This is a genomic window from Pseudomonas fluorescens group sp. PF-69 (assembly GCF_054481235.1).
This window is the reverse complement of sequence record NZ_JBTMNC010000001.1, coordinates 4106744-4121013: the sequence shown is the minus strand read 5'-3', so window position 1 is coordinate 4121013 and position 14270 is coordinate 4106744. Positions and strand designations below refer to the sequence as shown.

Annotated in this window: 13 protein-coding genes and 1 pseudogene; 10 read left to right on the top strand and 4 right to left on the bottom strand. The window is 56.3% G+C overall.

Annotated elements, in window-relative coordinates; translation table 11 throughout:
* Window positions 1-26 precede the first annotated feature (26 nt).
* Window positions 27-1019 carry a SphA family protein gene (locus ACX3YF_RS19435; protein WP_130207831.1) on the bottom strand — a complete coding sequence of 331 codons (993 nt, stop codon included), beginning with the start codon at window positions 1017-1019 and terminating at the stop codon, window positions 27-29.
* Window positions 1020-1317: 298 nt separating this feature from the next.
* On the opposite strand from ACX3YF_RS19435, the gene ACX3YF_RS19430 reads away from it, so the two are divergent.
* The 10 genes and pseudogenes from ACX3YF_RS19430 to ACX3YF_RS19385 all read left to right on the top strand — a co-directional run bounded on the left by ACX3YF_RS19430 (window position 1318) and on the right by ACX3YF_RS19385 (window position 12236).
* Window positions 1318-2307 (top strand): SphA family protein, encoded by a 990-nt coding sequence (locus tag ACX3YF_RS19430; protein WP_458974113.1) that lies wholly within the window; start codon window positions 1318-1320, stop codon window positions 2305-2307.
* Between the two features lie 21 nt (window positions 2308-2328).
* Window positions 2329-3510: an MFS transporter gene (locus tag ACX3YF_RS19425; RefSeq protein WP_458974112.1), complete on the top strand. Its 1182-nt coding sequence runs from the start codon at window positions 2329-2331 to the stop codon at window positions 3508-3510.
* A gap of 54 nt (window positions 3511-3564) precedes the next feature.
* A pseudogene (locus ACX3YF_RS19420) lies at window positions 3565-3753 on the top strand (carotenoid oxygenase family protein); the annotation flags it as partial.
* A gap of 278 nt (window positions 3754-4031) precedes the next feature.
* Window positions 4032-5393 (top strand): MFS transporter, encoded by a 1362-nt coding sequence (locus ACX3YF_RS19415; RefSeq protein WP_339327902.1) that lies wholly within the window; start codon window positions 4032-4034, stop codon window positions 5391-5393.
* Between the two features lie 20 nt (window positions 5394-5413).
* Window positions 5414-6265: a fumarylacetoacetate hydrolase family protein gene (locus ACX3YF_RS19410; RefSeq protein ID WP_130207825.1), complete on the top strand. Its 852-nt coding sequence runs from the start codon at window positions 5414-5416 to the stop codon at window positions 6263-6265.
* A gap of 3 nt (window positions 6266-6268) precedes the next feature.
* Window positions 6269-7105, top strand: coding sequence for an IclR family transcriptional regulator (locus ACX3YF_RS19405; protein ID WP_130207823.1), 837 nt, complete (start codon window positions 6269-6271; stop codon window positions 7103-7105).
* 27 nt (window positions 7106-7132) lie between these two features.
* Window positions 7133-8782 (top strand): bifunctional 3-(3-hydroxy-phenyl)propionate/3-hydroxycinnamic acid hydroxylase, encoded by a 1650-nt coding sequence (locus ACX3YF_RS19400; RefSeq protein ID WP_448647028.1) that lies wholly within the window; start codon window positions 7133-7135, stop codon window positions 8780-8782.
* A gap of 21 nt (window positions 8783-8803) precedes the next feature.
* The gene (locus tag ACX3YF_RS19395; RefSeq protein WP_198131706.1) at window positions 8804-9652 is read left to right on the top strand and encodes a VOC family protein; all 849 of its coding nucleotides are present in this window, start codon (window positions 8804-8806) and stop codon (window positions 9650-9652) included.
* 51 nt (window positions 9653-9703) lie between these two features.
* On the top strand, window positions 9704-11182 hold the full coding sequence (locus ACX3YF_RS19390; protein WP_373346768.1) for an aldehyde dehydrogenase family protein: 1479 nt from the start codon (window positions 9704-9706) through the stop codon (window positions 11180-11182).
* 67 nt (window positions 11183-11249) lie between these two features.
* The gene (locus ACX3YF_RS19385; protein ID WP_458974111.1) at window positions 11250-12236 is read left to right on the top strand and encodes a helix-turn-helix domain-containing protein; all 987 of its coding nucleotides are present in this window, start codon (window positions 11250-11252) and stop codon (window positions 12234-12236) included.
* A gap of 5 nt (window positions 12237-12241) precedes the next feature.
* Here ACX3YF_RS19385 and ACX3YF_RS19380 read toward each other — a convergent pair whose 3' ends face one another.
* The 3 genes from ACX3YF_RS19380 to tatA form a co-directional block, all read right to left on the bottom strand.
* Window positions 12242-12613: a hypothetical protein gene (locus ACX3YF_RS19380; RefSeq protein ID WP_458974110.1), complete on the bottom strand. Its 372-nt coding sequence runs from the start codon at window positions 12611-12613 to the stop codon at window positions 12242-12244.
* Window positions 12614-12785: 172 nt separating this feature from the next.
* Window positions 12786-13373 carry a methyl-accepting chemotaxis protein gene (locus tag ACX3YF_RS19375; protein ID WP_404943287.1) on the bottom strand — a complete coding sequence of 196 codons (588 nt, stop codon included), beginning with the start codon at window positions 13371-13373 and terminating at the stop codon, window positions 12786-12788.
* A 631-nt stretch (window positions 13374-14004) separates the two neighbouring features.
* Complete coding sequence (gene tatA / locus ACX3YF_RS19370; protein WP_448647030.1) at window positions 14005-14241, bottom strand: twin-arginine translocase TatA/TatE family subunit; 237 nt, start codon at window positions 14239-14241, stop codon at window positions 14005-14007.
* Window positions 14242-14270 lie beyond the last annotated feature (29 nt).

Below are 14270 nucleotides of genomic sequence, written 5' to 3'. Positions count from 1 at the left end.
CCACTGATCGACTGGTTCGGATAATGTCAGAAGGCGTGGGCCAACCGGACCTGCACAACGTAATCGTTGCGCGCGCGATTCTCCACTTGAGATTCGCGGTAGGTATTCAACCAGAACCCGTCCGACTTGTTGATGGCCCAGAACAGGCCCGGACCGATCCCCAGCACCTTCTCACGCGAGTCCTCCAGACGGTGGCCGTTCGCTCGATCATCGGTCATCTGCTTGAAGTAATAGCCATTCAGTCCCAGATGCAGCCCTGGAGCGACTTCGTACGAGGTGGTGAAGTTGGCCCAGGCAGCCTGGCCGGCCTGGACGTCTCGCAAGGACTCACCGTTGAAGAACTGAGGCGTGCTACTGGCAGGGTCGTCGTTCTTGAAGTTGTACAGATACTGAAGACGCCAGCTCACCTCGAACCCCGGAGAGGGGAGCCAGGTCGCGGCCCAGTATGGGTTCAGTGAGAAATGGTTTGCACCCTGGTTGATGTCTTTGTGAGAGTCGTACTTGCCCACGGGAACGATGACGTCAAATGCAAAACGCTGGGAGAAGACAGGTCTCCCCTGCGCGTTGAAGACAGGATCGAACTGAATCTGCGGGCCGGTAGTGAGATCACCCAGACCCGTCGCGTTGTCAGCCAGCGCAGGACCGGCAGCACCGAAGGAGGCATCGACCGTCGTCAGCGGAATAATCGCATTCCAGCCAAGGTGAGCGCCCATACCGATCGTTGATGGCGAGATGTAGCTGATCTGATTCAGCAGGACCGTGGCGTCGATACTGGGATCGTCAAAGACAGCCACATCCTTACCCTGATTATTACGAATCGACGTCGCCCGACTTTGTCGCAGGTATACAAGATGAGTCCAGCCGGGCGGCCCGGCAAACCCGTCGAAGAAACTGGTTACCCCGAGATTGATTCCGGATGGCTGACTGACGGAAGGTGGCGGAGCTTCTGCGGCATTAGCAGTGGAAGCAGCGATCATCACACCCAGTGATAACCAGGCACGCTGTGTAAGAGATTTCATTGTCGGCTCTCATTTTTTTGTTTTTGTACGCGGCCGAAAGGCCGTGCCGCCAATCTAGTTTTGAGCCGAGTGCGTGACTTCCCCTCACCCGCCAAAAGTTGCTCAAGAGCGCCAGAGTATCCGACAGGCCTTATCCCTCGTTCGATAAGCGCCCTGTCGGCCTCATACGCCCAAACAATGGCACTCCCAGACAAGAGTGGCCGATACGCGCAAGACCACAGTCATCATCGCCCCTAGATTCAGGTGCACAGAGCGAACAGCTCTTCAGCTCACAAATCCAACAATAGAGCCAGCACACATGAAAACCTTGCTTGCCAGCACTCTGGGATTAATCGTCTTCGCCGACGTGAATGCTGCTTACGCTGCGGATGGCCCTCCTCCCTCTGTCTCCCAACCTGCGGGTATCAACTTGGGTGGAACCAGTTTCTATGACGGCTTTGCGGGCCCGCCGGGGCTCAGCCACCTTGTCTACCTGAAGACCGACAGCGCCAGCTCATTCCGGGACAAGGACGGCCATGAGAACAAGGCGTTCAACGACCCCAAGTTGAACGTAATCACCCTGTTGAACCAGCTCAGCTACTACTCTGCGCAAACCATCGGTGCCGGCGCCCATCCAGGCTGGAGCCTAATCGTGCCTATCGTGTCACTGAAGGGCGACTTCGGCGATACAGGGGCAGAGTTGAAGGACAATGGCACCGGAATGGGTGACATCGTCACCGGCCCTCAGGTCCAGTTCGATCCAATCGTAGACAGCCACAATCGTCCCGTTTTCGTCCAACGATTCGCTCTGGACTTCATCCTGCCCACCGGAAAATACGATCAGCACAAGGATCTCAATCAGAGTTCCAACTTCTATTCGGTCAACCCCTACTGGGCCGCTACCTGGATGCCCGCGCCTCGCTGGGAGATGAGTTGGCGACTGCACTATCTGTACAACTTCAAGAACGACGACCCGGCAAGCAGCTCTCCGTTGGTCTTCGAAGGGCAGCCGGTCCGTGACACTCAAACTGGCGAAGCTGCATGGGCCAATTTCACGGCGTCCTATGAAGTTATTCCGAACGTATCGGTTGGCCTGAACGGTTACTACTTTAAGCAGTTGGAAGATGACGAGGTGAATGGCCGCAGACTGGAAGATTCGCAAGAGAAAGTGCTTGGCATGGGCCCTGGTCTGTTCTGGCGGATCAGTGAGGGTCAAGGGTTCTGGTTAAACATTTATCACGAAACCGATGTCGAGAACCGCGCCAAGAACGATATCTCCTTCCAGATGCGCTTTGCGCATACGCTCTAACCCCTATCAGGCAACTTAATCATGAATGCACTCAATACTGTCGATAGCAAAAAAACACTTCTGGCAATCTGCGTAATGATGGTTATCTCGCTGGGGACACTCCAGATCCAGCCACTGCTCGGCGGTGCTTTTGTCGATCAATTGGGCATTCCATTGAACGCAATCGGCACTATATTCGCCGCCGAACTGACGGCAATGGCTGTGGCCTGCGGGATCAGCGCCATGCTGATGCCAATGGTCAACAGGCGCAAGTTCGCGCTGGTGGCTCTGATAGCGCTGGTCCTGGGCAATCTGGCTAGCACTCAAGCAAACAGCTGGCTGTCCCTGACCGGCTGCCGCCTGATTTGCGGCCTGAGTGGTGGCGCGATCATGGCGGTTGTGTATGCCACCGCTGCGCTGCGCACCTCGAAGGATGCCACCTTCGCTATGATCAACATAGGCAACCTCCTCTGGGGCATGCTACTCGTTTCGTCCACACCGTTTATCCTCAAGACGGCTGGTGTGCCGGGCTCTTTCCTCGTACTGGGCGTGGCAAGCATCATCGCTCTGATCGGATATCGCCAAATCCCGGCCCATTTCGATGAAAAAGCCGCTCAATCAAGCAAGTCTGCACCACCACTGACGCTTACGGCGCTCCTGCTGATCTCGCTCTTTGCGCTGCTGTTCTTCGGACATTCCGCCTTGTGGGTGTACCAAGAGCGTATCGGCAAAAACATCGGACTGGATCCCGAGCAGATCGGCGCCATCCTGGGTGCCAGCATCCTTGGCGGCGCAATCGGAGCGGGCCTGGCCGGCGTCATCAAGCGTCGGATAGGCCTGCTTGCGCCCCAGCTGATAGGCTTCGGTACCGCAGTCGCGGCCACACTGATCATGGTTTACGGCGATAGTCCGCTGGCATTCGCTGTAACTGCCGGATTGATTCACCTGGTGTGGTTTTTCAGTCTGCCTTACCTACTGTCCATGAGCGCCGAACTGGACCCGTCGGGTCGCCTCGCTGGTCTGGGCAATGCCGCTATCTTCGTCGGCCAGGGTGCTGGTCCCTTCGGCGCAGCGCTGGTGGTTGGCGAGGGCAACTTCAGGGCTGTCGGATGGCTGGCGGCCGCGACCTACATCCTGGCCTTGGTGATCGCTTGTATTGTCGTGGCGCGATTTCGTCAACGCGCGCCTGTGGGCAACAATGAACTAGCCACGCACGCCGCCTGAACGCGATGCTCCGCATTCGGGCCCGCCCCGTACCCATAGCTGCAGCGGGCCCGAAACCACGTCGTTTTTCCCATTATCCCGCTCACAGTGGATGTGGAGCGAATGAAGCGTGGCGGACAGCATTTCCAGTGGCAACCTGACCTTCCACAGCTGTTCGCAGTACTGCCTCGCAGGGGCGATTCCACTGAGATTCGTTGGTACAAGGGACCGGTAAATGGCTTTCAGGGACATACGCTGAATGCGGTCCCTACCCACTCTAAGTCGTCCTTCTGCTGCCGGCCGCCCACCGGCAGTAAGTCTTGACGGTCGCAGCTCCTCATTTCCCCCCTCTGGTTCGCAACTTACCTCAGCTACCGCCCTGCTCAAGAGTGGGCTGGCGCAGAAAACAGAGCAAATATTTTATATATTGGGATTTTTCATAAATCCCGCTTTACAGGATTTTTTCCTTGAATTAGATTTAACCCATCGCGAATTCATATGCGACTCCTCATGCACAAACACAAAAACAAGAGGCCTGCGCCGTGCATAACGAAACCACCTCCAGCGTCCTTGGCGACGTGGTCAACAATCGCCAAATGGGTGCCAAACAGTACGAAGTGCTCGCGCTTTGTCTGTTGGTTGCAATACTCGACGGCTTCGACACTCAAGTAGTCGGCTTTCTGGTCAGCCCCATGGCCCATTCCCTTGAAGTCGCGCCCGCCGCCTTCGGTCCTGTCTTCGCCTCAGCCCTATTTGGTTTGATGGTCGGGGCTCTACTCTTGGCGCCACTGGCAGACGGCGTCGGTCGTAAAAAGGTGCTACTCGCGTCGATACTCACCTTTGGTGCGTTCTCTCTCATGACTGCCGCCGTCGGCAACTTCAACGAGTTGCTGCTAGCGCGTTTCCTGACCGGACTTGGCTTGGGAGGGGCGATTCCCAACCTGGTTGCCCTGACTTCCGAGTACATGCCTCGACGCTTCTCTCGCTCGGCCGTGACACTGGTTTTCTGCGGTATGCCACTCGGTGCCATGCTGGCGGGACTGACAGTTCAGCAAGTACTTGTGCTTTGGGATTGGCGAGCAATCTTCATCATCGGTGGACTGCTTCCTCTCGCTGTCGCACTGATCATTAGTATTCGCCTGCCTGAGTCGATGGAGTATCTCGCCCGCTCGACTAAAAACCGCACAGCTCTGGAACGCATCGTCCGTCAGCTCTTCCCGAGTGTCGGGCCTCTTCCCGAAGAAATCATCACAACACATCGAGACAAATCCGAACGTACGCCCGTGAAGCGGCTCTTCTGCGATGGAATGTGGCGCCGAACGATCTTGCTGTGGCTGCCGTACACCATGAACCTGCTAATCCTGTACTCGATAATGAGCTGGATTCCGACAGTGCTTGCTACTGCAAACGCGCCACTTTCCGCAGGTATCCAGGCGATCATCCTGTTCAGTCTTGGCGGCGTCATCGGTTCTATCTGCCAAGGCCACGTAATGAATCGCTACGGCGCCACGCAGGTTCTGGTCACCGAATTCTGTTGTTACCTGGCCTTGGTGCTCGCCCTCAGCACGCTGCCACTGGACATGGACATTTTCCTGACCGTCATGTTTGTACTAGGCATCATCGTTCAAGGATGCCAAGCCGGACTGAATGCAGTGGCTGCGGAGATCTACCCAGCATCCATCCGTTCCACCGGTATTGGCTGGGCGTTAGGTGTCGGTCGCATCGGCTCAATTCTCGGCCCCATTTTCGGTGGATTGATACTGAGCCTGGGCTGGTCGCTCCATCAAATTTTCATAGCGGCATTACTGCCCGGCGCCGTCGCTCTCGGCGCGACCCTGATCATTCTTCTGGACCAAGTGCGGGAAGCTGCACAAACCAACGACCGACTCCTCCGTAGCCAATAACCCAAGAAAGGGGATACTTCATGAAAATCACCAGCTTCATGCACCAAGGCCGACACTCATACGGGATTGTGGAAGGCAATCAGATTATCGACCTGGACTCGATGAAGGCCATCATTGGTAATGACGTCAAGGAGGCCATCGAACGCAACCGACTGCTCGAACTTCGTGAAATCGATCTGAACGGGCTGCCTCGCATCGACATCGCCGACGTCACTTTCCTGCCGGTAATCAGCAACCCCGGCAAAATCCTTTGTATTGGCATCAACTACGCAACTCACGTTCGCGAAACCGGTCGCGACATGCCAACTTATCCAATGATTTTTACTCGTTTCGCTGACAGCCAGACAGCTCACATGCAACCCATTCTTCGTCCAGCGGCCTCGCACAAACTGGATTTCGAAGGTGAGCTGGCTGTGGTGATTGGTAAAACGGCACGTCATGTCGACCAAGCGGACGCACTCGACTATGTTGCCGGCTACTCCTGCTACAACGACGGCAGTGTCCGTGATTGGCAGAAGCACACTATTCAGTTCGTGCCGGGCAAGAACTTCCCACAGACCGGCAGCTTCGGTCCTTGGCTGGTAACCAGTGACGAAATTGAGAATCCTCAAGACCTGGAGCTAACCACCCGCCTGAACGGTGAGGTGATGCAGCACACCAACACGTCCGACATGATTTTCGAGGTGCGCAAACTCATCGAGTACTGCACCACCTTCACTGAGTTGGCTCCCGGCGATGTGATTGTCACAGGCACCACAGGTGGCGTGGGCGCATTCCGCGAACCCCCTGTCTGGATGAAACCAGGCGATATCGTCGAAGTAGAAATCTCTTCTATTGGTATTCTGCGCAACATCATTGCCGACGAGAAATAACAAATGGACGGCCTGTCTAAACAAACGAAGCCAAACCCGCCACTGAAGAAGGTATTACCCGACAGCGTCAAGGCGTCGAGCCTTGAGCGTATGTTGCGCGTGCTCGATATCTTCACCGAAGAAGCCCCGATCTGGGCGGTCGATGATATGGGCGCGGTTCTCGGCTACACCCGTTCGACGGTCTATCGATACGTCCGTGAACTGGCCGATGCCGACTTGCTATTCCAGGTAGAAGCCGGCCGTTACACCCTCGGCGCGCGGATCATCACCTGGGATCGTCAGCTACGCGTGAGCGATCCACTCGTGCGCGCCGCGAAACAGCTTGAACCGCAGCTTCCTCGGTGGAGTGAGCATCAGGTCTGGCTGGTATGCCGTTTGTTCAAGAATCAGGTCGTCTGCATCCATCAGAGTGGCGCGCTCACCGATGAAGTGAGCTACGCCCGTGGTACGCCTCGTCCATTGTTCATGGGGGCAACTTCCAAGGCCATTCTCGCCAATCTGGGTACTCGTCAGCACAGCCAACTGTTTCTTGAGAACCCGGAGCTGATACGGCATAGCAACCTGGGCCAGACCTGGGACGATTTCCGGCGCTCGCTTCAGCGAATCCGCCGAAAAGGCTTCGTGATCAGTGCCGAAGAGGTCGATGTCGGGGTCTTTGGTTTGGCCGCCCCGATCTTCGACGGAGACGGAAAGGTCGTGGGAAGTATCTCCTGTGTTCGTCCTATTCAGGAACGGGACATAACTCTGGATGAGCAGCAAGGGCAGCAGATTGTTGTCCTGGCTGAAAATCTTACACAGCTGGCGGCAGCTCTATCTCAGAGACCTAATCAACTCGGCTGAGCCGCCCCTTATTGGAAGGGAGCAACAATGACAACCCTTAAATTGCAGTCTGGAGTCCTCGTAGTGGGCGCCGGACCGACCGGTCTCACCCTCGCGAACCTGCTTGGCCAGTCCGGTATCAACACCATCCTGCTAGACCGCAAGGCCAGTACCGTTGCCGAGCCCCGCGCCGTCTCCATCGATGACGAGTCCTTGCGCACAATGCAGGCGATCGGGCTGGAGCAGGATGTTCTCAAGGATGTCGTGACCGGATATGGAGTCCACTACTTCAACCGCCCTGGTGGACATTGCTTCGGCAAGGTTGAACCCACATCAATGCTCTACGGTTTTCCCAAGCGCAATGCCTTTCGCCAACCGCTCTTCGAAGCGACCCTGCGCCAGGGACTGGAGCGCTTCCCATCACTCAAAGCCTGTTTCAACCATGAGTTACTGAGTTTCCAGCAAGATGCCGAGCGCGTCGTCGCTCTCGTCAAGAATGACAAAGGCGAAGAAATCGAAATTACTGCAAGCTACCTGATCGCATGCGATGGTGGCCGCAGCCCCGTGCGCAAGCAGCTCGGTGTGGCAATGGTCGGGTCCAGCTTTCAATCTCGCTGGCTGGTCGTCGATACCGACAAGGACGACGACTCCTTCTGGCAGACCCGAGTCTACTGCGATGCCCGTCGCCCGGTTGTCGACGTTCCCGGTCCGCACCACACACGTCGCTTCGAACTGATGCTTCGTGCTGATGAAACTGACGAGGAGGTCCTTTCGGAAGGAAGGCTGCAAGAATTGTTGCGCCCATTCCGTGGCAACAAACCCACCTCTATCGTTCGCAAGACGGTGTATACATTCCACGCACGTGTAGCGGAACGCTGGAAGGTAGGTCGCGTGTTCCTGGCGGGCGATGCAGCCCACCTGACCCCACCCTATGCTGGCCAAGGCATGAACAGCGGCATCCGCGATGCCCAGAACCTTGGCTGGAAGCTTGTCCAGGTCATGAAAGGAATCCTGGCCCCAGGCATTCTCGACACCTACGAGAGCGAACGCAGAGACCATGCCTGGGCGCTGATCCAGCTCGCGCTCAATCTCGGCGTTGTCATGGCCCCAGCGAGCGCTTTCAGGGCAAAGCTGATCAGTGGACTATTCAGAGCCATAGGTATGGTTCCGCCGTTACGGGATTACTTCCTGCAAATGCGCTTCAAACCCAAACCCCGCTTTACCAAAGGTTTGGTGATCCCGAGTCGCATCGCCAGCCCCTACAAAACCGGAGAGATGTTTCCTCAGCCCACGCTGTTCGATGAATCGGACCGTTCAATCAAACTCGACCACCTGATGGGCGATGGCTTCTCCCTTATCCAATGTGGCAGATCCGACAGTAACGATCTCGGCAAACTCCGACATCCGCTCTGGAACACTCTCAATGCGAAACGAATCCTGATCGAGCCCGCAGGCGAGCAGGTGGCTGTCGAGACAACTTGTTCAAGCATGCGGACATTGAAGGACAAGCAAAGCACACTGCCATCGGCCTTCTTCGAATCGCAGGCAATCCTGCTGCTCCGTCCAGACAGGTACATCGCTGCGATCTTCGACTGTCACGACGAAGAGCACGTCGTGCAAGCACTGGAATCCCTCTTCCAAACCAAGCATTCCATTCCGCTGACCGGCTTCACCATGGCTGCCGAGGCACTCCGATAACGCACTGGACGGAGGTCCACCATGAACACTCTGCAAACAACCACCCCTGCTCGCCTGATGTACCTGCATATGGGGAGCAAGGAGCCTCAAAAGCAAATCGATTTCTATCAACGCATGATGGACATGCAATGCGAGCGCTTTACAGATGGAAGTGCAGTACTGAGAGGGCCCAACCGTGTCGTGCAAATCAGTCCTGCGGATAAGCACGGCCTCCTCGCCGCCGCGTTTCAGTTGGGAAGCAAAGCGCAACAGGCCGAATTGCGTCATCAGCTGGAAGAAAGAGGCTGCTCCGTCCAAGAGATCACCTCTCCCATCCTTGAGCAAGGATCCTTCAGCATTCGAGATCCACAGGGTCGCGAGACGATCTTCGGCGTCGCCAATAACCATCATCGCTCCGATCTCCCTGGAATGCCCGGTAGGCTTCAGCACGTAGTTTTCCAGACTACCGAGCTGGAGGATATGGTCGACTTCTACGTGAACACCGTTGGCTTCACCATCTCCGACAACGTGATGGATCAGGAAACAGGAAAGCTCATGGTGTGTTTCCTGCGCTCCGACGACGAGCACCACTCACTCGCATTCTTCCGCGGATCAAAGAACGAGTGGGATCACCACTGCTACGAAACCAACGAGTGGAATGATATTCGCGACTGGGGAGATCGCTTCGCCAAAGAGCGGATCAGTATTTTCTTTGGTCCCGGTCGTCATGGCCCCGGTAACAACCTGTTCTTCATGGTGGTCGATGCAGACCGGAACCGGTTGGAGTTCTCCGCTGAACTGGAGATGACTACGGCAGACCAGGCACCCGGCAATTGGCCGCAGAGCGAGTACACACTCAACTCATGGGGTCGCGCCTGGATTCGCAGTTGACCGCGATTCATTCAGTTCGGCTGATCTGTATCCGCAAAATCGGAGAAAAAAATGATGCCCCTACAAACTGCCCCCTATTCAATTTCCGGCCGCCAATACATCAATGGAGCCTGGATCTTCGGCAGATCAACGCGCAAGCTCGACGACCGTAACCCCTTTACTGGCGAGCAGCTGTTGGCCATGTCCATGGCCTCGATAAACGACCTCAACGATGCTTATGCTGCCGCACAGCGTGCCCAGTCGGACTGGGCAGCCACAACTCCGGCCCAGAAAACCGAACTTCTGAATAACCTCGCACGGGTAATCGAACGTCGTACGGAGGAAATTACCTCCTGGCTTATCAAGGAGTCTGGCAGTACGCGCATCAAAGCCAGCTTCGAATGCAACGCCTCACTCAACCTGGTACGCGAATGCGCAAGCATGCCTTTCCAGGTAGAGGGACGAATCCTGACCAGTCACAAAACCGGTGAACAGAGCTTCGTCTTCCGGGAACCGTTAGGTGTGGTGGGCGTCATTAGTCCTTGGAATTTTCCGCTCTACCTCAGTATGCGTTCGGTGATTCCCGCCGTAGCCCTGGGCAACACTGTTGTTCTGAAACCAGCCAGCGACACAGCCGTCACTGGTGGCCTGCTCATCGCGCACCTCTTCGAAGAGGCTGGCTTCCCCGCTGGAGTGCTCAACGTCGTAGTGGGTGCCGGCTCGGAAATTGGAGATGCCTTCGTCGAGCACAAGGTGCCTGGCTTCATCTCCTTCACCGGCTCGACCGATGTGGGTCGCAACGTAGGTCGTATTGCCACAGGAGGCCAATACATCAAGCGCGTTGCGCTTGAGCTGGGCGGCAACAGTCCGATGGTAGTCCTGGACGACGCCGATATCGAAATCGCTGCACACGCGGCAGTCGTTGGCAGATTCCTCCATCAAGGCCAGATCTGCATGAGTGTCAACCGGGTGATCGTCGACCGAAAGGTCTATCCGGATTTCGCTGCGCTGGTTGCCGAGCGGGCTGAAAAGCTCAAGGTTGGGGACCCGAACCTGGCGGACACCGTGATCGGCCCGGTGATCAACCAGACTCAACTAGATGGTCTGCTCCGCAAGGTCGACAACGCCCATAACGCAGGTCTAAAGCTATTGGCAGGGGGGCAACCATCTGGTCTCGTCTTGCCGCCTCATGTCTTCGGCGAGGTACCTGCGGATCAGGAGCTGGCGCTTGAAGAGACATTCGGCCCGCTGCTTCCTCTGGTTGTAGCCAATGACGAACAACATGCGCTAGCACTTGCCAATGCTGGAGACTATGGACTGTCCAGCGCCGTCTTCACCAAGGACATGGCCCGCGGCTTTGCCTTCTCTCGCAAGATTGTTGCCGGGATGACGCATATCAACGACATCACCGTGGACGATCAGCCAAACGCTCCATTCGGCGGGGAAAAGAACTCGGGCCTCGGCCGATTCAATGGCCACTACGCCCTGGAAGAGTTCACACGTGCCCATTGGGTTACCTGGCAAGCAGGAGGGCATAACTACCCCTTCTGAAAAGGTGGTTCCTGAACGACATCGTTCGGAGCCCTGCTCCGAACGACATTACAAGAGAGAGAAAGAAATGAGCGCGCTTGCCACTGTCTGCACTGATCAATTCGTCCACACGGACCGTCTGATTAAATGGCGCGAGTTCATGAGTGACCATTTAGGCAAGACGCCTGACTATGTCCGACGCTTGGAGACCACCAGTTTCGAGCCCCTCAATGAACGGCCTTTCAATGGAAGGCTGGAGTATGGCGCCTTGGGCAATCTTCATTTCTGCCGAATGGTGTGCAGTCCCCACCGATTCTCTCGAAGCTTAAGCAAAGCACTCGCTCCCTCCGACACCCCATGGCTACTCATCCTGCAAATGAGTGAAGTCAGTCACTTCGAACAACATGGAAAAAGCTGTGCATTGGCCCCCGGAGAAATCCTGCTACTCGACTGTGGACGTCCATTCAACGTCACCAGCATGAAGGGATGCGAATATCTCATGCTGCTTTGCCATGGGCTTGACCGGCCGGTACGCGAGACGAGTGATTTACGACTGAACAACCGCAATGGCCTTGGACGCATGCTCCAGCACATGATAACTGATGCGTATTCCCAATATACGTTGCTAAACGATACGACCTCCAACCTGGTGGGCCAGAGCATCATTTCTCTCCTGAACAACACACTGGAAAATCAGAAACAAGAAACGAAGCTTGAGCATGACTTCCGCTACTTCAAAAAGCATCGGATCAAATCCTTTATTGAGCAAAATCTAGGGGAGCGCGAACTGACCATCGAGCGGATCGCACAAGCAGTGCAATGCTCTGTTCGCACACTGCACCGGGTCTTCGAAGGCGAAAACGGTAGCAGTCTCAACGAGTACATCTGGCAACGCAGACTTTCGCGATGCGCCGAGGATCTTCGGAATCCGGGCAGCGCATCCCGTTCGATTACAGACATCGCCTATGGCTGGGGCTTCAATAGCAGCTCACATTTCAGCAAGACATTCAAGTCTGCTTACGGTGTCTCGCCCAGGCTTTTCCGCGAGTCCTCTGCGCTTGGCAGGGAATACTAAACTCCTCAAGGCCGTTGACCTGCATAACCATTTAGGAAGGCATGGACTGCGACGTCGACAGCCTGATCGACTTGCTTATCGGACGGTGCATCTTTCAGCCCCCAGAGATACTCGGCTCTGCCGGAGGAAGATGATGAATTGCACTCATGGCGCGGATCCGTTGGGTAGCGATGTTTCGCTCGATCATTACTGAGGCTTGGGGAAATCCAGAACGGTGTCGTTGATGCGATTGAATACGTTGGTGAAGTAATGACCGAAATCGCCAAGGCGATATGCGCGACCTGCTCACCGCTGTAACCAGCGCCCTGCAGCGCTTCAACCTGCGCTGCTGGAAGCGTCCCGGGATTCAGAACAATGAATCGAACGAAGGCCACCAACGCGTCGCGCCTGGCTCAAGTGTCACGGACCTCGACGGCAGCTGGGGAAAACCGGGGGGGAACGCTGCGCAAGGGCTCACCCACGGTACGCCTCAATCAGGGTATCGGACCTGAAACCCGCGGTTGGTCGACGCCTTCGGATGGCTGGGGTCAGCCTGCGCAGCCCAGGTATTCATTTTTCCAGCTCGGTGAGTACGCCGACCACCAGGTGCAGACTTTTACCCGCACTCTCGGTGCGTCGCACGTTTTCCTGATTGCTCGCAGAAATCACCACCAATTCGCTGAGGTTGCGTGAAATATCTTCGGTGACCAGCGTCTGCTCTTCGGCCGCAACGGCGATCTGCTGGTTCATGTCGCAGATGGTCTGCACCGCGTCGGTTACGCCGCCCAGAATCTTGCCGGCGAGCTGGACCTGATCAATGCCGCTCTCGATGCTGCGCTTCCCACTCTCGATGGCTTGTACCGCACTTTCTGCGCCCTTTTGCACGGTGGCGATGATGGTGTTGATTTCAGCCGTGGACTGGGCAGTACGTTGTGCCAGGTTGCGTACTTCATCGGCCACGACGGCAAAGCCTCGACCCTGCTCGCCGGCCCGGGCAGCTTCAATGGCGGCGTTCAGCGCAAGCAGATTGGTCTGTTCTGCAATGCTGTGGATGACCGCAAGCACCTCACCGATTCGTCCACTGTCATCTGCCAGGCGATGGATGACTTTAGCCGTGTTGGTGATTTCATCGCGGATGTCGTTGATGCCGTTGACCATGCCTACCATTGCTTTTTCGCCCTGCTGGGTCGCGTTTTCGGCATCATCGGCGGCGCGTGCAGCTCGCGTGGCATGGCTTGCAACTTCTTGCGCGGTGCTGGCCATTTCTTCCATTGCAGTAGCGACCTGATCCAGGCGCAGACTCTGGTCTTGTATGCCTTGACCCAACTCGATTGCGATCGAATTCAGCTCGCCACTGGCCGCATCCAGCTGGCGGGTACTCTGTTCCAGGCGCATGGAAGTCTCCAGGCGCACATCACGCAAAGCATCCGCGGCCCATTGCAGGCTACCCGCCTGGTCTATCCGGGCATTGATTGCCCGTTCAGTGCCATGGCTTCTATCCAACTGCTCAATGCATTCGAGCAAATGACCCAGTGGCGCGAATAACACACGGTTGAACAACCTCAGAGCCAGTAACCACGCCAGCACACCAACGGCGAGAAGTGCCAGGGCTCCCGTGAACCATGTCGGTTCAGACAGGACGCTAGTGAAAAAGTACACACAGAGCGGCACCGATAGCATGACCAACAACAGGCTGGCCCCTATCGACGCCAGCACCTGCGTGCGCATCGAACTCTTAAACAACATGAACTCGGTCCTCGGTAAACGAAGGGTGCAAATCGAGAAGCGATTAACGGCCCAATGGTGCCTGTTCGCTTTGTGTCAGCGGAGTTTGTGCAGTATCGCTCTGCACCCGCGCCGACGTTGCAACCTGAGGCTGCGCCTCGTCGTCGCTGCTCACCGAGCGGCGAAAACCCTTGATCGTCTCGCCCAAGTCGGATCCCAGGCTCTTCAGGCGTTTACCACCGAACAGCACCGCCACTACGAGCAAGAGCACCAGCCAGTGTTTCCAGTCGAACAGGCCCATTTCCACCTCCTTATTTGTCATTCAACGCC